Raw genomic sequence first — 23,379 nt, forward strand, 5'->3', positions numbered from 1 at the left:
ATGACCCGCAGCAGACAGGCGCACAGCATAGCGCGGCCGCTACTTCTCGGCCGCGCTATGCTGTGCGCTGCGGTATTGTCCCGGTGTCATGCCCTCGCACTTGCGGAAGTACCGGATGAAATTCTGGGAGTTCGTATATTGCAGCCGTTCCGCGATCGTCGCGATCTTCATGTCGGTCTCTCGCAGCCACTGCTTGGCCATGTCCAGTCGATAGCGGGCCAAATATTCTCCGAACGGCACGCCACACTCCCGACGGAACACATGGCGCACGTAGTCGGGATGGTAATTAATGCGCGAGGCGCAGCTCTCGATCGTCAATCCGCGGTCGTATTCGCCTTCGATCATTGCGATCAGCTCGTCCGAGATGCGGCGGTACTGGCGACGCTTCTGCTCTTCCAGCAGTCGGATCGCCGGCTCGATGACCGATTGGCGGAACCAGTCGATCATCGCTGTGGAAGTCTGCAGTTCGAATAGCGTGTCGAACAGTGTTTTCTCTTCCTCATAGAGCGTGTGCAGCCCCCCGGCCTCCTGCACGACGCGCAGCAGATCGTTGAGTAGACGGATCATCATCATCTGGTATTCGCGATGCGACAGTTGCGCACTGAACACCTCGTCTGCAAATTGCCGCAGCGCCTCCGCAGCGCGCGCCTCATCGCCCAACTTGATCGCGTCGATCAACTCGTCCTTGATCCGTTCCGGATACTCCGGCAGCACGCGATGATCCGGCTGCACGTCCGCAATGTAGAGTATCGCTTCGTCTCCGAGCCGGAGCCGGTACCGCAGCGCCTCCAGCGCCTCCTTGTACGCCCGACTCGCAGCGGAGAGCGCGCCGAACGGACGGCTGATGCCCACGCTCGTCGGCAGCTCGAGGTAGCGCTTGACGGCGGCTCGCATTCGTCGGGCGAGCCGGTCGAGCCGCTGCGCACGCGCGGCCTCGTCTGCCTCTGCATTACCGACGAGGCAGACGAGCGCCCGCTCCATCAGCAGCGGCTTATGCAGGCGGCACTCCGCCGGAATCAGCTCGCTGACAATATTGTGGACCGCGAACAGCAGCAGATCGCGATCCTCCTCGCCATAGCGCGTCGCCTCCCACGTATCGACCTGCACGACGAGCACATGCATGGTGAGCGGACGCCGCTCCCGCGCAGCCGGATGCTCCGCCAGCTCGCGGGCATCCGCTTCGCCGAGCAGCAGCTTGAGCAATTGCAGGTCGCCCAGTTGCTCGCGCTGTCGCTCCAGCTCGCGGGTCATCGTCTGCTCGCTGCGCCGATAATCCCGCACCCGCTCCCCGATCTGCTGCAGCTCGTCCCGTTCGGGGCGGCGTTCCTCCCGCCGATCGGCGAACGCGTCCTCGTACAGCCGTCTGATCGGCCCGTACAGCCGACGCGTGCCGACCAGCGAGACTGTCGCTCCCGCCAGCAGCACGCCGCCGCAGACGAGCAGCGTGAATCCCATGATCGCCGTCGATTCCCGACTCATATCCGACACCGAGATCAGCGAGGCGTACACCCAGCCGTTGTAGTCGGAGCCGCTATAGATCAGATTGTATTCCCGCGCTTCGATCCACAGCGGCGCGATTCCTTGCTGCACTCCGCTTGCCGACCTCTCCCGGACCAGCGCCGCCGCGATTCGGCGCTCGCGCTCGTCCAGGACGTCCGCTCCGGCGATGATGCGATCCTGCGGATCCAGGACGAACGGCCGACCGAGCTCCCGCCGCGGCTCCAGATGCTTGCTTATCTCCTCGTACGGTACCTCCAGCTCCACCACTGCGGTCGGCTCCAGCGCAGTGGCCGGGATCAGCGCGGTGTAGATGACAGCGTCCGCATCTGCCCGCCAGTAGCCGAGTCGAGGCGTCTTTCCTGCCTCCAGCACCGCTTCGTCCGCAGCCAGCTTGCGGAACCCTTGGTCCGTCGTGATCTGCCAGTGATCGCGCAGATGCGCGAATCGGACGTTGCTCATCGTCAGATCGTACGTTTTGATGCGCCCGAGTCCTTCCTGCAGTTCGTTGATTACGTTCACATTGCGGCTTTTGCCGACATCGCTCACATCCGTGCCGAGCACGCGGGCAACCGCCCCCGAGCTGGTGAGCTGCGTCACCGCGTTGTCGGCGGTGCGCAGGCTCTGCTCCACCCGCAGCTGCACCTGCTGCAGGATTTGCAGCGCGCTGCCGTTAACCTTCTCCTGGATCGTATGCGACGCTCTGATGTACGAGAATCCTCCCACGATCACTACGGGGAACGCAATCAGGCACATCGCAAACACAATCAGCTTGCGGAAAAAGGTCAGCCGCCCGACACGCAATTTTCGCCGCCACAATCCGATCATTCGCATGCGCGCCTCCTCGACCTGTGTAAATACCGCATCATCGTAGACGATATCGCAAGGCGCGTCAATAATCCAGGGCGGCTATCGTGCCGCAAAAAAGCCGAAAAAGCGCATCCGCCAAGGCGAATGCGCTTTTCTCTGCAAGGTGCTCATCGTCACAGTATAGGACAACGCCCCGCTGCTCTGCAATTGCAGCATATGCCTTGTATAACATGCCCGATCATCCCTATACCCCCCTTCGACGGACATGTCCAATCAGCCGCGCTACTCCGCCAGCTCCGACAGATACTCCGCGGCAAGGCGAATAGCCAGCACGCTCCCCGTATTCAACGAATTGTCGAAATACAGCACATGATCGTTCTGAACAGCCCTCAGGCTCTTCCATACTTCCAGTTCTTCCTTCTCCTTGACCGCAGCCCTGGCCCGCTCGATGTCGTGCTGAATGATGATATAATCCGGATCCATCTCCGCGAGTGCTTCCATAGACAGGGCCATGCTGTCCTCGGGGTAGCCTTCCGGGGCCTGCAGCCCAAAGCCCGATTGCGGCTCGTAGTACATCGTATTTTTCGATCCTTGCGCAGCGAATGCGTTTTTGTCCCCGACCCGCAGCAGCGCGAACGTGTCCTTCATCCGCTCGCCCAGCTTCGTCTTCGTGTCTGCAATCCGCGCCTCCGTCTCTGTGATATACTGCTCCGCCGCCTCTTCCTTGCCGATGATCGCGGCGCATAGCCGGGTGGCTTCCTCCCACGTATCGCTGTAATTGATGAGGACGACGGGCGCGATCTTGGTCAGCTCCTCGTAGATCGCGTCGACCTGGCCCTTGAACGTGACGATGACATCGGGGGCGGCCTCCATGATCTTCTCCAGGTTGAGATCTCGTCCGCTGCCGAGATCGATCATGCCTGCAGCGTCATACGTCTGCAGCGTCGCATATTCCTGCATCGCTCGCGCGGCGTCGGCCGAGGCGATCGGCGGCGTATCGAGCGCGAAGAAGAAGTCGAGATACAGCGGATGCAGCACCGCGATCCGCTCGGGCCGCTCCTCCAGCGTCACCTCGTGATCGGCCGCATCGACAATCGTGCGCGGCCAGGCGTCTCCACTTTCATGCGCGGCCTCCCCGCTTGCCGCAGCCGAATTCGCCGGCGCGTCCACCGCTTGCTGTCCCGCCTCGTCACTACCCGATTCCGCGCCGTTCGTCGCAGCGGCTTCTTGTCCGGGAGCCTTCTGCTCCGCGTTGTTCCCGCAGCCGATCAGCGCGAGCGCCGCGAGCAGCAGCACCGCAGCCAACAGGTTTACTCGTCTAAGCATGATTGTTCCTCCGTGTCAGGGTTCGTATTATTTGGTATACAAATGCTGTATCAGCTCGCGGTTTTTCTGTGCGAAAAGCTCATTGTGCGAGGATACCATCCCACGCGCCTCCGCCTCGGGCGCAATATATTGCTTCGCGCGATTCACTGCGTTGGCCGCATCCTGGAAGGCGCCGGCGATCAGATGCAGCTTGCCGTCATGATGCAGCACATCCCCGGCAGCGTAGATTCCCTCCACCGACGTCTCGCTGCCAACCGTGCCGGCAATCCGATGCTCGTGCAGCGCGATCGGAATCGCACTGTTCGCCAGCAGCGTCTTGTCGCGCTCGTAGCCGTGATTGATGATGATCTCGTCGACGACCAGCTCGTACGAGCGCCCTTCGCCCGCCTCGCGGAGCACGACCGAGTCGATGCGATCCTGCGACGCGGCCGAGACGAGCTTGTCGATCGTGGAATTGAGCAGGATTTCAACACCGCCGCGGGTCAACCGCGAAATATCCGCCTCGTGACCCTTAAGCGCGTCCTTGCGGTAAGTGAGATAGACGCGCGCCGCGATCGGCGCCAGCTCGTTCGCCCAGTCCACCGCCGAATGACCCCCTCCCGAGATCAGCACCGTCTTGCCCTTGAAGCGCGCCAGCGATTTGACCGTGTAATGCAGATTCGTCACCTCGAAGCGTTCTGCGCCCTCGATCTCGAGCTTGATCGGCTTCAGGATTCCGCCGCCGATCGCCAGCAGGACCGTCCGCGAGTCGTGTCGCTCTCCAGAGTCAGCGTGCAGCACATAATGTCCCGCCTCATCCTGCGCGATGGAGGTGATCTTGGTCCCGAGCACGATCTCCGGTTCGAAGGTCATCGCCTGCTCCACCATCTGCTCGATCAATTGCGCGCCCGGCAGCGGAGGCAGGCCGCCGATATCCCAGATCATCTTTTCTGGATACACATGCACCTTGCCGCCCAACCGCGGCTGGTATTCGATAATCTTGGTCTTCATCTCCCGCAATCCGCTATAGAAGGCGCCGAACAAGCCCGCCGGCCCCCCGCCAACTATCGTGATGTCGTACAGCTCCTGATCCTGCATTCGTATCGCTTCCTCCTCTGTCTTCGTCACCTTTTTACTCCACGCCCAGATGCTCGCGCAGCGTGGCGCCCGCATATTCCCGCCGGTACAATCCGAGCTCGGCGAGCATCGGCACCAGCTCCTCGAGCAACAAGTCCAGCGATTGCAACGAGCCGCCTGGCAATGCGATGAACCCATCCATTGCGCCCGCTTCATGCCAGTCGACAATCTGTCGAAGCACGTCCGCCGGGGTGCCGATCACCACCCAATGCAACGAACCGATTACCTCCGGTCGCTCCAGCAGCTCCGCCACTGTCGGCTGCCGAGAGACGATCAGCGCGCGAAGCGCAGCCGTGTAGGTGCGATCGCGCACCGGAAGCGCCGGATCGGGCAGCAGCTCGGCCGTCACCGGCTCGGCCGGATCGAGGCCGCGCAGATTCAGACCCAGCGCGGCCTCGATCGCCGCATGACGACGCTCGGCGCTCACATGCGTATGCGCTTCGGCGTATTGCGCGCGCGCCTCCTCCCGAGTCGGGGCCAAAAAAAAATATAGCCCTGGCAGCACCCGCACCGCATCCGGGGCTCGTCCGAGCGCAACGGCGCGACGCCGCAAGTCATCGCGTAGCTCGATAGCCGCCGCCGCCTCCGGCGCAGCGGCGAACACCGCATCCGCGTATGCGGCCGCGAATCGTCTGCCGTTCTCGGATGCGCCAGCCTGCAGCACAGGGAGCGGTCCGGCGGGATGCGCCGGGATGTTGAGCGGTCCCTTCACGTGAAAGAACGTCCCTTCATGCGACACCGGCCTGACCCGCTGCGAATCGGCAAATCTTCCCGTCGCCCGATCTATGCGGAGCGCGTCATGCGGGAAGCTCTCCCACAGCTCCATGACCAGCTCGGCAAATTCCTCCGCCCGGGCATACCGCTCCTCCGAAGATGGCATGCCTGCAGCGGTAAAATTCTCCGCGCCGCCAAGCGCCGTCACGACATTCCAGCCCGCGCGCCCGTCGCTGATCCAGTGCAGGGATTGCAACTGCCGCGCCACCAGATACGGAGGCAGGAACGTGCTCGACACCGTCGTGATCAGTCCGATTCGCGACGTCGCGTGCGCCAGCGAAGTCAACAGCAAGGTCGGGTCCAGCCCCCCGAATCCAGGCGAGCGCTCCAGTGCCTCGACGTTCACGTACAAGGCGTCCGGCTTAAATACAAAATCAAGCTTGGCTCGCTCTGCCTTTTGGGCCAGACCGATATAAAAATCGCTCGAATTTAATTGCTCCGCTTTGCTATCCTGGCGCCGCCAACCGTCTCCTTTCATCCAGGTCGCGGATAGCGACAACCCGATGCAAAGCGGTCGCTTCTTGTACAATGGCCTCACTCCTAATGATAACAATTCTCATTATCAATTGAAGTATAGCATTTTTAGCGGTCAAATCGAATACACAAATGCTAAAATCGGCATACACAAATATTTAAACTTGGCTGATATATTTCGATGGCGAGAGACCGAATTTCTTTTTGAAAACTCGGCTGAAATAAAGGGGGTTGTCGTAGCCAACGCTCGCAGACACCGCACTGATCGGGAAGGTCCCCGCCTGGAGCAGCTCCCTGGCCCGCTCCATGCGGCACTGCATGACATACTCAATCGGGCGCAATCGCATGTATTTATGAAAATAATAGGAAAACCGCGCCGACGACATACCGTGCAGCGCGGCCAGACCGTGCAGCGTCAGCGGCTCCATGTAATGGTCTTCGATATAGGCGGCGGCAGCCGTGACGGCTTGCTCCGACGGTGCGGAGCCGCCTATCGCCTGCCCGCATCCGTGCAGCACCTGATGCAGCAAGTCCATGAGCAGCGCACTGGTTTTGAGCCGCGCCAGTTCGCCAGTCCTGCGCACCTGCCGGTGCAATTGAACAAGCCGCTCGTTGATCCCCGGGTGAACGCCGGGCCGCAGCGCGTAATGGGTGCCGCACACTGTCGCCGCCGCATCACTCGCTTGTTCGAGCCGGTATAAGAGCAAGTAATATTCGAATTCACCTTCGCCCTGGACCTGCGAGTCCAGGCGCATCTCCGGAGCGGCATGCAGGACGCGCCCCGGCTCCAGAGCATAGGAGGTACCGTTCACCTGCATGTGCGCCTCGCCTCGAACCGGAAATACCCACCCGTGCTTAATCGTCCGGTACGCGCGTAGCGTGCTTTTCGGTTGAATGATGACGCGGTACACCTTCTCCACCCTGCAGATGCTACCGGCATATACCGCCGCAATACGCTCGCTGTCGTTCATTGGAAGTCTTCTCCTGTACCGCAATTTTTCTTGTTTGGGTCCGGGGGCTGCCGTAGGAGCGCGCACCGCGGACAAATGCTAATTCAACTTTTTGTATTTGTGACGCGTCACGTCCCAAAGCAGCAAGCGCGCATCGAACGACGTTCCGGCCACAAGCGCCTGCTTCGGCAGGATAACCGGTTCTTTCTTCTTAATGTAGAGATAAAAGCTTTCCTCCGTCTCGTAAACGTAAACCACATTCCCCCAGCCTGTCGCAGAGGTCGTCTTCACGCCTTCGAAGTCGGTCTCGTTGAACAGCCAGTCCCGCTCCACGCGATACGTACACGTGATGCCGCCTTGCTTCCGCAGCCGCTTGCTCTGCCGCTTGGCCATCCAGTTGGTCACCCATCCCAGCGCCATCGGCGTGAACAAGCCGATGCCGATCAGCAGAACGCCGGTCAACCAATCGGCGCGGCGAATCCCCATGTACAAGCCTGCCGCAATGAGCACAAAAATAAACATCCGTACCAGCACCCGATGCCTTCGAAAGACCTGAAACCGTTTGAATGCCTTGAATTCTTCCCCTTCATACGATGTCACAAATTCAACCGACTCGCTCAAGTATGCTTGACCTCCCCGAATACCGGCCGCTGGCGCGTCCACTCCGACATTACTGTAATGGTTCTATTATACTGCATGTGTCACGCATTTTTCGACCTTAAATTTACAACGAGCGATTCGGTTCAATCCCACGCATCCACATAGGATGCGACCGGTAGACGCATTATGAACTTTCTCATACATGATGCTTTCAATCCACGCATCCACATAGGATGCGACCATGAATAACCTGTCGGGCGGCGCACTAGCTGAGTTTCAATCCACGCATCCACATAGGATGCGACGCCCCTGCGGCCAGCTCTGCCAGCTCCAGCGGGATGTTTCAATCCACGCATCCACATAGGATGCGACGTTGGGGGTACCCGCGCCAAGGATCGATGCGTGGTTTCAATCCACGCATCCACATAGGATGCGACGCGAATCGCATCTATTGACAGCGTAACAGGCACGTTTCAATCCACGCATCCACATAGGATGCGACACCAAAGACAAACGTGCCATTAAGTTGTACGTTCTGTTTCAATCCACGCATCCACATAGGATGCGACTCAGGAGCGCCAGAATCAAGGCTATGACCTCGAAGTTTCAATCCACGCATCCACATAGGATGCGACTAGTCTTTCCAGTCGATTAAAACGTTCGAATCTGTTTCAATCCACGCATCCACATAGGATGCGACGATTGCAACAGTCGAGGCGATCGATACGAGATACGGTTTCAATCCACGCATCCACATAGGATGCGACGTGGCGCAGGCGAGGCGATGACGGGCGGCCTAATGTTTCAATCCACGCATCCACATAGGATGCGACCACGGCATGGCGCCCGGAGTATCTGACCTGGGAGGTTTCAATCCACGCATCCACATAGGATGCGACTTCCACTTTTTTTTTGAGATTACTGTTCCTAAAAAGGTTTCAATCCACGCATCCACATAGGATGCGACAGCGGCGCCCGCGAGCCCATACGGGGCGGGCGTTCCCAGGCCCGAAAGTGCGAACCTATTTTCAGTATACATTTTTCAGGCTAAAAAAACGAGCCTTCTGTAAAAAAAGCCAGTGCTGGCGCGGGGTGCGAACCTCCCGGGGATTCCATGTGCACCTGGGGTTCGCACCGGAAGGCGCAGCCGTGCCGTCACGTCAGCAGTTCCTGCGCCTCCGTCCCATACCGATACAGCGCGCATGTCAACGGACCGGGCAAAACAAACGCATACCGCCCGTCACTGTCCGCCTCCGCTCGCAGCGGCGGTTCACCGGCCCCGTCCACAAGTCTCTCGCGCGCCTCGAGCCGGGCGACGCAGCGCAGCGCCAGCGGCGCGCCGTCCGTCTGCCATAGCCGCAAGCGACCCTCCGCCCGATCCGTCAGCTCGCGGAAGACAAGCAGATAGCCTTCATCCGGCCCCGTGATCGACTGCAGACCGGTCCACGAGACGCCGGACGGCTCTTCGCCGATCGGCAGCACGTGACCGTCCAGCATCGCCGTATGGTGCGGACGCACGAGCCGTACCGCCGCCGCCAAGCGCTCTGCCTCCTCCGCAGATAGCCCCGTCGTCTCCATCCATACGAGCGGATTGGCCATGATCGTCACCATGAAGCCGTACAGCAGCCCGCAGGCTGCGGGAGCGAGCGGATCGTCGCCATAGCGCGCTTCGTTGCGCTGCACGTTGAGCAGCTCCGCCTGCAGCCGCCGCGTCGGCACGTACGGCGCCAGCTGCCACAGATTGCGCAGCGTCCAGTGCGGATAGTAGCTGCCGCTGTCAGTGTAGCGATTCTCCAGGAAGAGACAGCCGTGCTCCATATGGCGATAATAGCCGAGCCGCACGCCCGAGGTCGCGTCGAGATTGAAGCAGACCGCGCCGTCGCTCTCCCGCGCGACGCGCCGCATCATGCGATGCAGCCGTGTCTCCGCCAGCTTGGAGCCGATTCGGATGCCGTCTAGCTTGAAGTGCTCGACGGCGTAGTCGCGGTGCAGCCGCAGCAGCGTCTCGGCGTCGCGCGTCCACGCAGCGTAATCATCCGTCCCGTCCGGCGAGAACCAGAGCCCGAGCTTGACGCCCGCTTCCGCCGCACGCGCGGCGAGCGGCGCAAGTCCGCCCGGCAGACGCTCCGGATGCGCGCCCCAGAACTGCGGATCGGCCGCATAGTAGCCGTCGCTCCATACGCCGCCTGCGACGACCGAGTTGGCCGTCGTGCCCTTTTGCCAGCCGTCGTCGATCTGCACATGCGTCAGCCCCAGCCGTCCTGCCTGCGCCAGCTCCCCGGTCATGAAGGCTTCGTTGACGCGGCCGTCGCGGGAGCGGTCGCCCCAAGTATTGCTCATGAGCGTATAGTCCCGTTCCGCCCGGTAGACGCGCTTGCGCGCTTCATAATCCCGCAGCACGGCCAGCGCGCCGTAGCGGCTGCCGTCGCAGACGCCGACGACCGTGCCGTAAGCGCGAATGAAGGCGTCGCCCTCCTCCTCTGCGAAGCCAGCCGCATCCGACAGCCCGCTGCCGCAGACCGTCAGCAGCAGCCCGGCGAAGCGGAAGTCCGCTCCGGTATCCTGCAGATGCGCGAGGGCGGTCGGACCTTCCTTGATTACGAGCAGCCCGCCAGGCTCCAATGTACGCTCCAGTACCAATACATTCCCGCGATGCGCGCGCCGCTCGTTTGGATACAGCAGCCCCGTTTCGCCGCCGACCAGATTATTATTACGGTCCGTCACGTCGCGAAGCGCTACCGTCCGGTAGCGGCAGTGCAAGGCTCGCAGCGCCAGCGCGTCGATCCGATCCTCCCGCTCGCGCGCCTTTGCATGCTCCTCGTTGTCCAGGCGCTCCTCTTCCTGCCCCGCGCCCTGCGCTCCGCCATCCTCGGCCAGCGCCTCCGAGGTCCACACCAGCCGTCCGGCCGGCTGCTCCTCTCGCTCCAGGCGCCGCACCTGACATTCCTGGCCGATCCACGGCGAGCCGGGGCAGATCCGGCTCTCCCAGCGCACGAGCGTCTGCTGCTCCGGATAAGCCAGATCAATGGCTACGAGCAGCCGGGGCCGCGTGAGCCCCGCTTCGTCGTCCACCCGCGCGCTCACTGCGGCCGTTTCTGCCGCCGAGCCGAGCCACGGCAGCGCTATCGCCTCGCTCGGCGTCTCCGCCAGCCACTCTCCGCCGCCGGCATGCTTGTCGCGCAGTCCGACCGTCAGCAGCCGCCCGTCTGCTACACGGTAACGCCGCTCCAACTTCGCGTTGCCGATCGTCACCGCGCCGCCCCCGTCGAGCCGCACGTAGCAATCCTCGTACTGCATGAGTTGCTCTCTCATTGTGTCCCCCATTCTCGCTCTCCCGCGCCTCGCGTCGCTTCCTGATTTCCCCACTCTATTGTGCTGGATTACATCCCCGATCGCAACCCAAAGCCGGCGAATCGCCCGCCGGCTTTGGGTTGCGGGCACAGTGCCGCTCGTTATCCGTCTACGCGCCCTTCAATTGCGCATAGATTTCATTGGCCTCCTTCGTCAACTGCGCGCCGCCGGCCTTGTTCCAGCGTTCGACGAACTCGTCGAAGCCTCCCTCCAGATCGACCTCGCCGGTGATCAGCTTGATGAAATATTCCCGTTCCAGATTGGTCAAGTCCGGGAAGCTCGTACGCGAGGGCATGTAGAACTTGCCTTTGTCGAACTGCATCGGCATGCCCGCTGTCACCTCTGCACGCCAGGCCAGGTCCTCGGCCGGATTATTGATGGCCTCGAACTTCAACGACTTGCCCGCCAGCAGGCCGTAGTAGGCGCCCATGCCGAGGCTCACCTTCGTGGTTGTGTCCGCGTATGCCTCCTTCATCACCGGGCGTCCGTCGACCAGATCGTAGTGCACGCCCTCGTCGCCGAAGAAGACCTTTTTCATGACGACCTCGTCGGTGTACGTCGCGTTCAGAATTTCGTAGATCTTCTCCCGCTTGCCCGGCGTCTCGTCGACGTCGACGCTCATGCCGAAGTAGTTGCCCGTCAGCCCCCATGCCGCCGCCTTGCCGGTATAGCCATCCGCGGCAAATTGCGGACCAACGACCGCGTCGAAGTAGCGGGCGCTGTCCGTCGTCTTCAGTGTCTCGCGGTAGCTCGGGCGGTAGTATATCCATGACGAATTCGTCGTGCCGACGCGACTGTTCAGGAATTCTTCCTTCTTGCCGTCGGAGGTGATGAATTCCGGATCGAGCACGCCGTCGTCGAACCATTTGTTGAGCAGCTTGAATGCCTCGCGCGCCTTATCCGTCGTCATGCCGTAGACCAGTGCGCCGGTGTCGTCCTCCTCCCAATACGTCGGCTGCACGTCGAAGGCATTGAAGACGCTGACGAAGCTATCTCCGATATTCGAGGCGGCCTTGCCGGTGATGCCGTACGTGTCCTTTTTGCCATTACCGTCGGGATCGTCGTTGCGGAATTTGTACAGCACATCCTCGAATTGCTCCAGCGTTTGCGGCGGCTCGTCGTAGCCGACCGCTTGCAGCCATTCCTCGTTGTAGACCGTCAGGAGCGGATAGGCGCCGTCGAGATTCGTGATCGGGATGCCGTAGTTTTTGCCGTCGATCAGACCGTTGTTCCACGCGCCCGGGTCCTTCTCGTCGATCAGCGCGGCCAGCTCCGGCAGATGTGCGCGGATTTCGTCGACCGGCAGCTCGGCCAGCAGATTCTGCGAGGCGTAGGTGCTCACGTCGGCGATGCCCCACAGCAGCCACAGATCGGGCAGCTCGCCGGACGCGAGCCGCACATTGAGCTGATCCTTCCAGTTCGTGCGGTCGATCCGTACATTGGTGATCCTGACATTGAACGTCTCCTCCAGATACTGCTGGACGAACGTGCCGTCCTCGGGCGGGAAGTTGAAGCTGAGCCAGGAGATCTCGATCGGCTCCTCCTCCGCCGCTCCGGCGGGCGGCGCCGAAGCGTCCGCCCCCGCATTGCCGCTGTTATCTCCTGCGTTTGCAGCCTTGCTGCCGCCCGTGTTGCCGCCGGAGCAGCCGGCCGCGACGAGTACCGCCAGCGCCAGCGTCAGCAGACGCAGCAGCCATTTCGTCGATGTTTTTTTCATGTGTGTTGCCTCCCTTTTTCTATTATATATATCAGCCCTCTTGTAGATCAGCCCTTGATTGAGCCGAGCATGATACCCTTCACGAAGTGCTTCTGAATGAACGGGAAGATCAGCAGGATGGGGATCGTGCCGATCATCAGCACCGCGGCCTTGATCGTCTCCGGTACGATCTGCGCCATCGAGCCCGTCGCTTGCTCCATCAGGAACTGCACGTCGGAGTCGTTGTTCTCGACGATCAGCCGGCGCAGATAGATCTGCAGCACCACCTTGCTCTGATCCTGGATGTAGATGAGCCCGTTGAACCACTCGTTCCAGTGATGCACCGCGAGCCACAGCGAGATCGTCGCCAGGATCGGCTTGGAGAGCGGCAGCACGAGCTGGAAGAGCACGCGGAAGTCCCCCGCCCCGTCCATCTTGGCCGACTCCTCCAACTCGCCGGGGATGCTCATGAAGAAGTTGCGCATGATCAGCATGTAGAACGTATTGAACAGCCCGGGTATGATCAGCGCCCAGCGTGTGTCGTACAGCCCGATCCCCTTCATCAGCAGGAACATTGGGATGAGTCCGCCACTGAAAAACATCGTCACGACGACAAGCATCGTATACGCGCTGCGATGCGGCAAATGCTTCTTGGACAGCGCATACGCCCCGAGCGACATCACGAACACGGATAGCAGCGTGCCGATCACTGTGCGATAGATCGTATTGGCGAAGCCGATCCAGATGCCATTGAGCCGCACCGCATGCACATACGCATCGAGCGTCAGCGCCTTGGGCCACAGATGGACGCCGGGACGCATCGCCTCGCTCGGCGAGCTGAGCGATACCGACAGCACATGGATGAACGGGTACAGCGTCGTCACGCCCAGCAGTGTCACGAGCACGACCGCCACCACCTGGAAGGCCGCCTCGCCTCGCGTCATCCGGCTGAACCAGCTCATAGGATCCCCTCCTGTCCGAGCTTCTTGACCACATAGTTGGTCAGCAGCACGAGCGAGAAGGCGATCACATTCTTGAACAGGCCGACCGCGGTCGTGAAGCTGTACTGCAATTGCGTCAGTCCGACGCGGTAGACGTACGTGTCAAGGATGTCCGCGACGCTGTACACGGCCGGATTGTACAGATTGAAGATCTGGTCGAAGCCCGCATTGAGCACCTGCCCCGTCCGGAAGATGAACAGAATCGCGATGACATGCATGATGCCCGGCAGCGTGATGTGCAGCGTCTGCTTCCAGCGTCCGGCGCCGTCCATGCGCGCCGCCTCGTACAGGTGCGGATCGATGCCCGTCAGCGCGGCGAGATAGATGATCGTCCCCCAGCCGATCTCCTTCCAGATCGAGGAGACCACCAGCGTGAAGCGGAAGTAATCCGGGTCGCCAAGGAAGTAGATTGGCGCGAACCCGAGCCACTCCAGCACGGCGTTGACCGCGCCCGTAGTGGGCGATAGGATCGTGATCAGCAGGCCGCCCAGCACGACCCAGGACAGGAAGTGAGGCAGGTACGAGATCGTCTGGCTCAGCTTCTTGAACCAGCCAATCCGCAGCTCGTTGAACAGCAGCGCCAGCAGGATCGGGGCCGGGAAGCCGAAGATCAGATGGTAGAAGCTGATCACTACGGTATTCCACAAGATACGGTAAAACTCCGGCGACGCGGTGAACATGTAATCGAAATGCTTGATGCCCGCCCACGGACTCTCCCAGATGCCGGCCCGGATCTGATAATCCTTGAAGGCGATCTGCACGCCGTACAGCGGCCCGTATTCGAAGATCAGATAGTACAGGAACAGCGGGATCAGCATGACGAGCAAATACTTGCACTTCTTGTATTGCTCCCACACCGACACGCGCGGCTCCGGTACGGCAGGCCGGGACGACGATGATGATAACGCGCTCAAAGATGACTTCATGAAAATAACGGCTCCTCTCCGGTTCGACTGGCGCATCCGTACCGCCCGCTGCGGCTTGAATGCGCTTGCTCAGCCTTACTGTAGCACCGGAGATAGAGCCGCTTCCATTGTACAATCTGAATCTGTCTTACACGATCTGAACGGCATCGCCTTGCAAAATCTGAAAGCGACTTGCGCAATCTGCGCGGATTAGCTGTAACTGATCTGCACGTCGCCGTACGCCTTGCGATATTGGCCGGGCGTGACGCCATATCTGGTCTTGAATTTGTTGGAGAAATATTGGGCGCTGCGAAAGCCGCTGCGCTCCGCTACCCGCGCAACGGTCTCCTCCGTATCGCGCAGCAGCCGCGCCGCCTGTTCTAGCCGCAGCGTCGTCAAATAATCGACGAACGTCGTCTGCAGCTCTTCCTTGAACAGCTTGCAGATGTACTGCTTGGAATAGGAGGTGAGCTCGACGAGCTGGTCGAGCGAGAGGTCCTCGTGCATATGGGCGTCGACATAGTCGCGGATGCCACCGAGAATGCGAGCGTAGCGGTCGCTCCGCGGCTCACAGCGGCGGTTGATCGCCTCTGCCCCAATCGCGGCCAGCCCCTCGATCGTCCGGCGCAGGCTGACGCTGCGGCGGTATGCGGGCGGCTCGCTGCCCTTGCCGCCGGCCATCATACTCGTCCGGGACAAGTGCAGGTGCAACTGCATCAGCGTCAGCTCGATGCCCTCGATCGCATAACCCCCGCTGTGCAGCTCGCGCTCCAGCTCGCCCATATAGGCCGCCAGCTCGGTCGTCTCGCCGGTGCGCAGCAGAGTCTCCAGGCGCTCGGCCGCCAGCTCGGGATAGTGGCCTTCGCGATGCTCGATCGCTTCGTAGCTCATACAGGCGTTGTCCTCGCACAAGAAGCCGTAGCGGCTGGCCAGCTGCGCCTCCGCCACAGACTGATGCAGGTCGAAGATCGTCTCCACGGCGCTGCCCACGCCGGCATCATAGCGCTCTGCGTCCGCCTTGCCGCTCCCTATCGCCTCGTCGAGCCGGCGGCGCAGCCGGGTCGTGGCCGCCTGGTCGAGACGTCCCAGGCAGACCAGGAGCAGCTCCTGGGCGCCGAGCGTCACATGCTCGCAACGCAGCGCCTCCTCCGCCAGTGCGGCGGCCAGTTGCTCCCTATAGGCATGGACGTCAATACCATGCACCCGCACGCATACTGCCGTGTAGACCGTACTGTCCGGGACGAGCAGCTCCTCGCCGCCGCAGTCGGCGCCCTCCGCGAGGCGGCGCCACTGGCGTTCGCGCTGGTCACTGAGGTAGCGCTCGCGCTGCTGATCGAGGCTGCCCAGCGCCTGATCGATCCAGCCGACATCATTGTGCCAGCCCGCGCCGGCGACCTTGAGCTGTCCGGCGGCAGCGCGAATGCGCTGCGAGACGTAGCGGAAGGTGCGGTAGCAGCCGCGCGAACCGATCAGCGAGAGCAGCGCCCCGAGCAGCAGCACGCCGAGCGCCGCCAGCCAGATCTCCCGCTTCATCTCCTGCGTCCCCAACCATACGGAATGCTGCGGCCGCAGCAGCGCATAGTTCCATCCAAAGATCGAGGTGCCGCCGGGCAGAATCGAGAGCACCTGACCGCTCTGCTTGATCATCCGGTCCTGCGCACCCGAGCGATGCTCGCGGACAAGCGCGAGCATCGCCTCATCCCAGGGCGCGGACGAGCCGATGACGCCGCCCTCGGCGTCAAGAATCGCGAGCCGCTCGCCATTGGCGCCCAAGTGCTCGCTCAGCGCGGCCATCATCCGCTCCGTGTCGAGATCAATGATCATATATCCTTCGATCTTGTCCCGCTGCGCCATATAGGGCAGCGTGTGGACGTAGCTCAGCACCTGCGTTTGCCGGCCCGCCTGTCCGCTGACTATCGCGCCTTCCGGATCCGGCATGCTGCGCAGGAACCAGCGGTGCAGCGGAATCCCGGACGGATCGGCGAGCAATTTCCCTTGTGGCGATTGTGAGGCGTCCGCATAGAAATAATGATCGACCACGAAGTGATCTCGGCCAAAGTAGAAGGATAGATTCTGCAGCGAGGGGAGGGATAATGATAGCGTTTTCAAATCTTGGGTTAATCGATTGATTCGGTAATAATTATTTGTCGCCCCGCCGTCCAGCAGCTGCTGAATCTCATTCTCCGCGTCTACGCGTATGGTACTGAGCGCTTTTCCCAGCAGCAGGGCATTGTACTTCTCCAGTTCTTCCCGCTCCAGCCGTTCCTTGAACTGAACCAATTGATTGACGCCGCTCTCCCGCATCTCCTCGGTCATCAGCGCCGCCGTCTTGTTCAATAACAGCCCGCCGCCGATGGTGACCAGCGCCAGCGTAAGTGCCAGATGCGACAGCACCAGCTTGGCGAAGTAACTCCCCTTCAGCTTCTCGATCATCGCTTTGCCCCCTATGCGGTTCTAATTCCTGATTGTTTATTATTCACATATTATACCTTCCGCTACCCGTTCCGGAATTTGCGCGGCGACATGCCGATTTCCTTGGCGAACAATCGCGTGAAATACAGCGGATCGCGGTAGCCCACCTCGCGGGCAATGGTGGAGACAGGCGCGTTGGTGCCGCGCAGCAATTCCTTGGCCCGGTCGAGCCTTAGTTTGTGCAGGTACTCCATTGGCGGATAGCCTGCGTATTTTTTGAACAAAGTCGAATAATAGCTCGCCGACAGCGAAGCCATCCGCGCCAACTGATCCCGGTCGAGCGCGGCGGCATAGTGCTCTTGAATATACCGCATGGTCTCCAGCACCAACCGCACCGTCCCGTCCTCCCGGCGAAGACGGCTGTCCAGATGCTCGACCAGGTGCTGCAATACATGCACGAACTTCTGCCGCGATCGCCACTCGTAGCCCCCTTGCTTGCAGGTCCAGAGCGCGTGAAGCGCCTGCAGCTCGATCTGCACAGTCGCATACACGGATTGCAGATGAACTACACGGTCAAAGGGGAGCGCTTCCACACGCTCGGCGACTTGCACTTTCAGCCCTTCCCATATCAATGGATAATGATAGAAGTGCACGCTGGTATAGCGCAGCGGATCGCGCCGCGCACTCCTGATATGCAACTGGTCGCCCGGCGCAAAATGAAACGCCTGACCCGCTTTTAAGGCATAAACTTTTCCGTTCAACTCCATCTCCGCGATGCCGCCGTCCACGCAGCAGAAATTGTACAGCTTGGCCTGGATGGGGCCGACTACATATCCGTACTGCGCCCAAAAATCGCCGTCGCGAATCAAAACGTCTTGAAGCTTGGGAAAAAAACATTCAAAAAACGAGTGCATAGATGCAATCGCCCCCTCCCCGACTAGCTCTGATCATTTCAATTATAGCAACCAAACAGGAATTGTAAATGGAGAGCGCGCGTATTCATATGGACGATTGTTCGCAAAATGTATGCGCTAACAATGGACGAGCGCTAAAAAGTCAAATAAAAAACCTTTAATGTTAAGAGGGTATGAACGCGAGATCGGCTGTGGTAAAATCTTCTCGTGAAAATCTGAGGCTCGAAGGAGTGAAGACCCATCAAACGGCTACTGACATTCGGCATGCTCGCCATGCTGATGGTTATTGCATTGCCTATGACTGCAGCCGCCCAAAGCAGCGACGCTGCACCCGTGGAAAGCAGTGCAGTACTGCTCGAGGGAAGTGTGCTGGACACGGGCGAAGCCCCGTCCCTGCTGATGGACAATCGGCTGTATGTCCCGCTGAGCCCGCTGGTCGAGCAAATGAGCGGCGCCTTGATTTGGGATGCGGACACCAAGCAAGCAGAGGTCGTCACGGCCGCCGGAGACCGCTTCGCATTTGCGGCAGACGATTACGGCTTGACGCTTAACGATACGCACTACTGGATGGAAGCCGCGCCGTTCCTGCACGAATATCGCCTGTACTTCCCGCTGCGTGACGCGGCCCAGCTGCTGCATGCGAAGCTGGAATGGAACGAAGCGACCAAGCAAGCCAATATCGTACCCGTGGCGCGCTTCGGCGCCGAGCCCGGAGCTACGGTCGCGTCGCTGGCCGCGGCGGCGGAGACGACGCCCCTGCTGCTGATCGAGCGCAACGGCTGGGCCGCCGATACGCACGTACTCGGCGGCGGCGTGCCGGTCAGCACGGTCGTCCCTGACCTGATGTCCGACAAGCTCGCCGAATCGCCCGCCGTCACGCAGGCGCGCATCGAGGCGGAGCGCCAAGCCCGGCTGGCCGCGGAGGAAGAGCAGCGCCGCAAGGCCGAGGAAGAAGCCCGGGCCCAGGCCGAGCGGGAGGCTGCGGCCAGGGCAGCGCGCGAAGCCGAAGCAGCGGCCGCCCAGGCCCATAAGGCCGACGAAGCGCTGCTCGCCCGCATCATCCAGGTCGAAGCAGGCTACGAGTCCTACCAGTCGCAGCTCGCCGTGGGCAGCGTCATTATGAATCGGGTGAACAGCTCTCGCTTCCCGAATACGATCAAGGATGTTATCTACCAGCGCGGCCAATTCCCGCCCGCGCACAACGGCTTGCTCGATGCGAGCGTGGCCGGCGCCAATGCCAAAAAAGCCGCAGCGGCGGTGCTCAAGGGCGAGAACAACGTGCCCGGAGCGCTGTTCTTCTACAACCCCGCCGTCACCGGCGGGAAGTATTGGGATGCGTTGACGCTCGTCAAAGAGATCGGCAATCATCGTTATGTGAAATAAACGAACTAAAAAAATGCCTCGCCACCGAAAGGGTGACGCGGCATTTTTTGTTAGTGTCAAATCTGAGAGGCGTTCCAGGCGGCTTCGTCCGCCAGCAGCTGAATATCCTCCAGCCGGATCGGCATGAAGCGGTAGTCCTCGCGCGCTCCCTTGCGGAGCGCCTTGTTTTTGATATGCCGAGGCGAGCCCTCGCCCGCCTCCTCGTCGTACACCAGAATGATGCCGCCGGTCTTGCGCAGCAGCAGCTCATCCCGGGCCGCGAGCTGCCAGCCGCCCTGATAGGGCTGATTGCTGACCGCCGCGTAGTAGTCGACCCGGTCCGTGATGGTGCGATAGTACGCCTGCTTCGTCTCGCTCCAATTGCTGCCTTGGTCGGCGCAGGCCGCGATGATCGACACCTTGAGCTGCGGGTACTCCGCTCTCAATTCGAAGGCCGCCTCGCAGGCCCACAGATCGACTCCGTACTGCCCCGGCGTCACCATCCACTCCAGCCCTTCCTCCAGAAGTGCGATCAGCCTTGTTGACACAGCCTGCCGAATATAGGCAATTCCGGGGTGCTTGTCGTCAAAAATATTCAGCTCGTGCGCGCGATAGCCCGTCACCAATACGTTGCGCACCTGCATGCCTCCTTGCTTTTTCTTAATACACGATGATGCCCTTGGTCACCTCCAGCTGCGGATAACGCGCCATCATATCCGGCACCTCGTCCAGCGCGAAGCGGTGGCTGACCAGTCCCTCGACATCGACATCGCCCGCAGCGATGCACCCGAGCGCGTCCAGATGCGTATACGGATTAATGAAGGAGCCCATGATGCGCAGCTCTTTGACGAATACGTGGTAAGGGGTCAAGGTCACCTCCGTATGCGGGGCAGCCACCCCGAACAATAACACCTGGCCTCCCTTGGCAGCGGCTTGCAGCGCCGTCTCCATCGACTGACGACGACCGACGCACTCAATGACAATATCGAAGGTATCCCGCACGGCGTCTATATTGGATGGATCGCCAATAATTTCACTGGCGCCCAGCTCGAGCAGACTCTGGTGCTTGGTCTCGATCGGCTCGCTGACCGCGAGCCGGCCCGACCGGCCCTGACTGCGCAGCAACTGGACGAACAATTGGCCGATGAACCCGCCGCCGATGACGAGCACCGCGTCGGACGGGCGCACTGTGAGCTTCTTCAGACCGTGCAGCACACAGCCGAGCGGCTCGGCCAAGGCGCCGGCCACATAGCTCATGTGATCGGGCATCCGGTAACAGTTGGCTTCCGGCACCACGCAGCTCTCGCCCATTCCGCCGTCGCGCGTGACTCCGATTGCCTGCAAGTTGTCGCAGAGCTGCACGATCCCTTTGCGGCAAAATACGCAGCTGCCGCAATATATATTTGGATCGACCGAGACGCGGTCTCCGACGGCATGCAGCTTCACCTCGCTCCCCACCGCGGCGACGATCCCGGACAATTCATGACCGAGCACGATCGGAGGCGTGACAGCCGCCGATCCGGGCTGGCCGTGATAGATGTGTTGGTCTGTACCGCATATGCCGCATGCCTTGACTTCGAGCCTCACGTCCTTAGGGCCCAACTCCAGTTCCGCGGCCTGCTTGAGTTCCATTTGTTTTTTGTCTGTCAGTATCGCTGCTCGCACCCTATCCCTCCGTTGCTGATGGACATTGCCGAAATGTTTTGGCCCGTTTTTACATGATTCGCCGATCGCCCGTATATGCTATACATACAGCGTTTTCAGGTTTTCAAAACATTCCTTTCAATAATGTAAACTTTATTAACGCGTTTGACCAGAGGGAATAACCGTGTTACCATTATTATAACGTAAATTTATAAATTTGATGTTTATTCGCCCTTCCAAGTGGTGAATGATGACATATCGTATATCTTATACAGACTGAGGGGGACCCTACATGATTAAAGCGATCATCTTTGATTTCGATGGTACGATCATTGACACCGAGACAGCTTGGTACGTTGCATTTCGCGATGCCTACAAGGAGCACGGCGTCGAGCTGACATTGGAGAAATACTCCGAATGCCTCGGCACCAGCCTTCATTCCTTCAACCCTTACACGTATCTCAGCACAGATTGCAACATTGATCTCGATCTGGATGCCTTCCGCGCGGCCATGCAGGCCCGCCATGCCGAGCTCATGATGCAGGAGCAAGTGCGTCCGGGAATTCTCAATTATTTGGAGAAGGCCAAGGCGGCCGGTCTTAAGATCGGATTGGCATCAAGCTCGCACCGCGAATGGGTCGATCGTTTTGTCGCACAGCTCGGCATCGCCGATTATTTCGAATGCTACCGAACAGCCGATAACGTCAAGCATGTGAAGCCTGACCCCGAGCTCTATACGCAGTCGCTGGAGTGTCTGGGCGTAGAGGCCGGCGAAGCGATTGCCATCGAGGATTCGCCCAATGGAGCCAAAGCCGCCGTAGCGGCGGGAATTTATACACTGGTCATTCCGAATACCATTACCAAGCAACTGCCTTTCGGCACGGGTCACACGATGATCGAGTCGCTTGAAGGCCACGATTTTGATGAAATGCTGGCGGGCCTCTCGACGCCGTCCAGCTCGTAACAGAATCAACGTCAATAAGCCCCCTCCATTCTTGGCGGGGGCATCCCTCATCAATCTCCATTCGTCTGAATTTTCTGCTTTATAAGTCATTCTAATAAGTATGCAACGCACATGACCAAAAATAAAAAAAGCAAGCCATGGATCTGGGAGGAGAAATGAATGATGAATACCCCTTTTGAAATCAAGGAACGAAGGCCGCGCGCCGTCCACTTCGGACCCGGGAATATCGGCCGTGGCTTCATCGGTCTGCGCCTGTCTCGTTCCGGTTACGACGTGTGCTTCGTATCGCGCAACGAAAAGCAGGTGGCCATGTTGAAATCGCGCGGCGGTTATCCGGTCTACATCGCAGGCGGCGATCCGGAGATGCTCGAGGTCGACAACATCTCTGCCGTGCATGCCCGCAATACGGACGCCGTCGCACGGCGCATCGTGGAGGCCGCATTGGTCACGACAGCAGTCGGCGCTTCCAATCTGAAGGACATTGCCGCTACCATCGCAAGAGGCATCGTGCTGCGGATGCAGCATACCGACGAGCCGCTGCATATTATCGCCTGCGAGAATGCCGTGGGCGCAAGCACCAAGCTCAAAAAATGGGTATTCAAGCATCTCCCTGCGGATCTGCACGACCAGGCCCATCGCCAGATTGCCTTCCCCGACTCGGCGATTGACCGCATTGTGCCGACCAAGAAGCACGACGATCCGCTGGCCGTCACCGTTGAGCCTTATTACGAATGGGCCATTGACCGCTCTGCGATTATTATGGAGGGCAGCCTGCCCGAAATTGAAGGTGCCCTGTATGTCGACTCGCTGCTCCCCTTTATTGAGCGCAAGCTCTTCACTGTCAACACCGGTCACGCCGCCGCGGCCTACTTCGGCTATTTGGCGGGGCACAAGACCATCCAGCAGACTATGGCCGATCCGGCATTGCTGCGTCGCGTGCGGCTCGTCATGCAGGAGACCGGCAAGATGCTGGCCAAAAAGCATAACCTGGATGAGACCAACCACCAAAAGTACATTCACAAAATTTTGGAGCGCTTTGCCAATCCTCAGCTCATCGACGAGGTGGTCCGCGTCGGACGTTCGCCGATTCGCAAGCTGTCGCCTGGCGACCGGCTCATCAAACCACTGATGCTGGCCTACGACATGGGGATGGAAACGACCGATCTGATTTCAGCCATCGCAGCAGCCATGCTATTCGATCCGAAGCTGGATCAGGAGGCCTCGCGGCTGCAGGCGGATCTGCGCCAGCAAGGCGTGCAGCACGTCATCCGCACGTATTTCGAAATTCCGTCTACCCATCCTCTGCATCAAAAAATCGCCGCGCGCTACCGCGAATATGTCCAGAAATACAGGCTCGCCAAAGTCGATGCCCTGCCGTCATCCTTCGCCGCCGGCCAAGTCGCAACCGTCAGCGGATTCTCCAAAAACGCAGAAGCTTGAGTCCAATTTACAATCAGCTAGCTTGAATGAATTTGGAATCGCCGCACAACTGCGGCGATTTTGCATGTCGGGAGTATGAGGCATTCCCGAATTCCCACCTCACGAGGAAGCTATTGGAGCGACGAAGCGAGTGCTGAAACGAT

Annotated in this window: 17 protein-coding genes and 1 CRISPR repeat array; of the genes, 3 read left to right on the forward strand and 14 right to left on the reverse strand. The window is 60.2% G+C overall.

Translation table 11 applies throughout. From position 1 onward, the window contains the following. Positions 1-39: 39 nt before the first annotated feature. The 12 genes from IDH44_RS07410 to IDH44_RS07465 all read right to left on the reverse strand — a co-directional run bounded on the left by IDH44_RS07410 (position 40) and on the right by IDH44_RS07465 (position 17,826). Entirely contained in the window at positions 40-2,325 is a 2,286-nt protein-coding gene (locus IDH44_RS07410; RefSeq protein WP_190916199.1) for a helix-turn-helix domain-containing protein, read from the reverse strand. Between the two features lie 264 nt (positions 2,326-2,589). Continuing rightward, positions 2,590-3,633 (reverse strand): ABC transporter substrate-binding protein, encoded by a 1,044-nt coding sequence (locus IDH44_RS07415; protein WP_190916201.1) that lies wholly within the window; start codon positions 3,631-3,633, stop codon positions 2,590-2,592. 27 nt (positions 3,634-3,660) lie between these two features. Continuing rightward, the gene (locus IDH44_RS07420; RefSeq protein WP_190916356.1) at positions 3,661-4,710 is read right to left on the reverse strand and encodes an NAD(P)/FAD-dependent oxidoreductase; all 1,050 of its coding nucleotides are present in this window, start codon (positions 4,708-4,710) and stop codon (positions 3,661-3,663) included. Positions 4,711-4,744: 34 nt separating this feature from the next. After that, positions 4,745-6,052 carry an NtaA/DmoA family FMN-dependent monooxygenase gene (locus IDH44_RS07425; RefSeq protein WP_190916203.1) on the reverse strand — a complete coding sequence of 436 codons (1,308 nt, stop codon included), beginning with the start codon at positions 6,050-6,052 and terminating at the stop codon, positions 4,745-4,747. Between the two features lie 103 nt (positions 6,053-6,155). After that, on the reverse strand, positions 6,156-6,968 hold the full coding sequence (locus tag IDH44_RS07430; protein WP_190916205.1) for a helix-turn-helix transcriptional regulator: 813 nt from the start codon (positions 6,966-6,968) through the stop codon (positions 6,156-6,158). 78 nt (positions 6,969-7,046) lie between these two features. Then, positions 7,047-7,568: a YcxB family protein gene (locus IDH44_RS07435; RefSeq protein ID WP_190916207.1), complete on the reverse strand. Its 522-nt coding sequence runs from the start codon at positions 7,566-7,568 to the stop codon at positions 7,047-7,049. Positions 7,569-7,688: 120 nt separating this feature from the next. Beyond that, positions 7,689-8,514: direct repeats of the CRISPR family, unit length 32 nt; unit sequence GTTTCAATCCACGCATCCACATAGGATGCGAC. Between the two features lie 188 nt (positions 8,515-8,702). Then, positions 8,703-10,859: an alpha-galactosidase gene (locus IDH44_RS07440; RefSeq protein ID WP_190916209.1), complete on the reverse strand. Its 2,157-nt coding sequence runs from the start codon at positions 10,857-10,859 to the stop codon at positions 8,703-8,705. A gap of 148 nt (positions 10,860-11,007) precedes the next feature. Beyond that, positions 11,008-12,615: a type 2 periplasmic-binding domain-containing protein gene (locus IDH44_RS07445; RefSeq protein ID WP_190916211.1), complete on the reverse strand. Its 1,608-nt coding sequence runs from the start codon at positions 12,613-12,615 to the stop codon at positions 11,008-11,010. Positions 12,616-12,662: 47 nt separating this feature from the next. Continuing rightward, positions 12,663-13,556 carry a carbohydrate ABC transporter permease gene (locus IDH44_RS07450; RefSeq protein ID WP_190916213.1) on the reverse strand — a complete coding sequence of 298 codons (894 nt, stop codon included), beginning with the start codon at positions 13,554-13,556 and terminating at the stop codon, positions 12,663-12,665. Further along, on the reverse strand, positions 13,553-14,521 hold the full coding sequence (locus tag IDH44_RS07455; RefSeq protein ID WP_190916215.1) for an ABC transporter permease: 969 nt from the start codon (positions 14,519-14,521) through the stop codon (positions 13,553-13,555). The genes IDH44_RS07450 and IDH44_RS07455 overlap by 4 nt, the downstream gene beginning before the upstream one ends. Before the next feature lie 189 nt (positions 14,522-14,710). Next, positions 14,711-16,933 (reverse strand): AraC family transcriptional regulator, encoded by a 2,223-nt coding sequence (locus IDH44_RS07460; protein WP_190916217.1) that lies wholly within the window; start codon positions 16,931-16,933, stop codon positions 14,711-14,713. 62 nt (positions 16,934-16,995) lie between these two features. After that, the gene (locus tag IDH44_RS07465) at positions 16,996-17,826 is read right to left on the reverse strand and encodes a helix-turn-helix domain-containing protein (RefSeq protein WP_190916219.1); all 831 of its coding nucleotides are present in this window, start codon (positions 17,824-17,826) and stop codon (positions 16,996-16,998) included. Between the two features lie 333 nt (positions 17,827-18,159). On the opposite strand from IDH44_RS07465, the gene IDH44_RS07470 reads away from it, so the two are divergent. Then, entirely contained in the window at positions 18,160-19,209 is a 1,050-nt protein-coding gene (locus IDH44_RS07470) for a cell wall hydrolase (protein WP_190916221.1), read from the forward strand. A 56-nt stretch (positions 19,210-19,265) separates the two neighbouring features. Here the strand turns inward: IDH44_RS07470 and IDH44_RS07475 are convergent, their stop codons facing one another. Further along, positions 19,266-19,826 carry a DUF1273 domain-containing protein gene (locus IDH44_RS07475; protein ID WP_190916223.1) on the reverse strand — a complete coding sequence of 187 codons (561 nt, stop codon included), beginning with the start codon at positions 19,824-19,826 and terminating at the stop codon, positions 19,266-19,268. 22 nt (positions 19,827-19,848) lie between these two features. Further along, a complete protein-coding gene (locus IDH44_RS07480; protein ID WP_190916225.1) occupies positions 19,849-20,853 on the reverse strand; it encodes a zinc-dependent alcohol dehydrogenase family protein in 1,005 nt (334 codons plus the stop codon). A gap of 271 nt (positions 20,854-21,124) precedes the next feature. Here IDH44_RS07480 and IDH44_RS07485 point away from each other — a divergent pair, with 271 nt between their 5' ends. Both IDH44_RS07485 and IDH44_RS07490 read left to right on the forward strand, forming a co-directional pair. Continuing rightward, positions 21,125-21,796, forward strand: a complete 672-nt coding sequence (locus IDH44_RS07485; protein WP_190916227.1) for an HAD family hydrolase — start codon at positions 21,125-21,127, stop codon at positions 21,794-21,796. A 159-nt stretch (positions 21,797-21,955) separates the two neighbouring features. Next, complete coding sequence (locus IDH44_RS07490) at positions 21,956-23,236, forward strand: mannitol-1-phosphate 5-dehydrogenase (RefSeq protein ID WP_223869454.1); 1,281 nt, start codon at positions 21,956-21,958, stop codon at positions 23,234-23,236. Positions 23,237-23,379: the final 143 nt, after the last annotated feature.

The organism is Paenibacillus sabuli (assembly GCF_014705605.1).
Lineage (GTDB): Bacteria > Bacillota > Bacilli > Paenibacillales > Paenibacillaceae > Paenibacillus_D > Paenibacillus_D sabuli.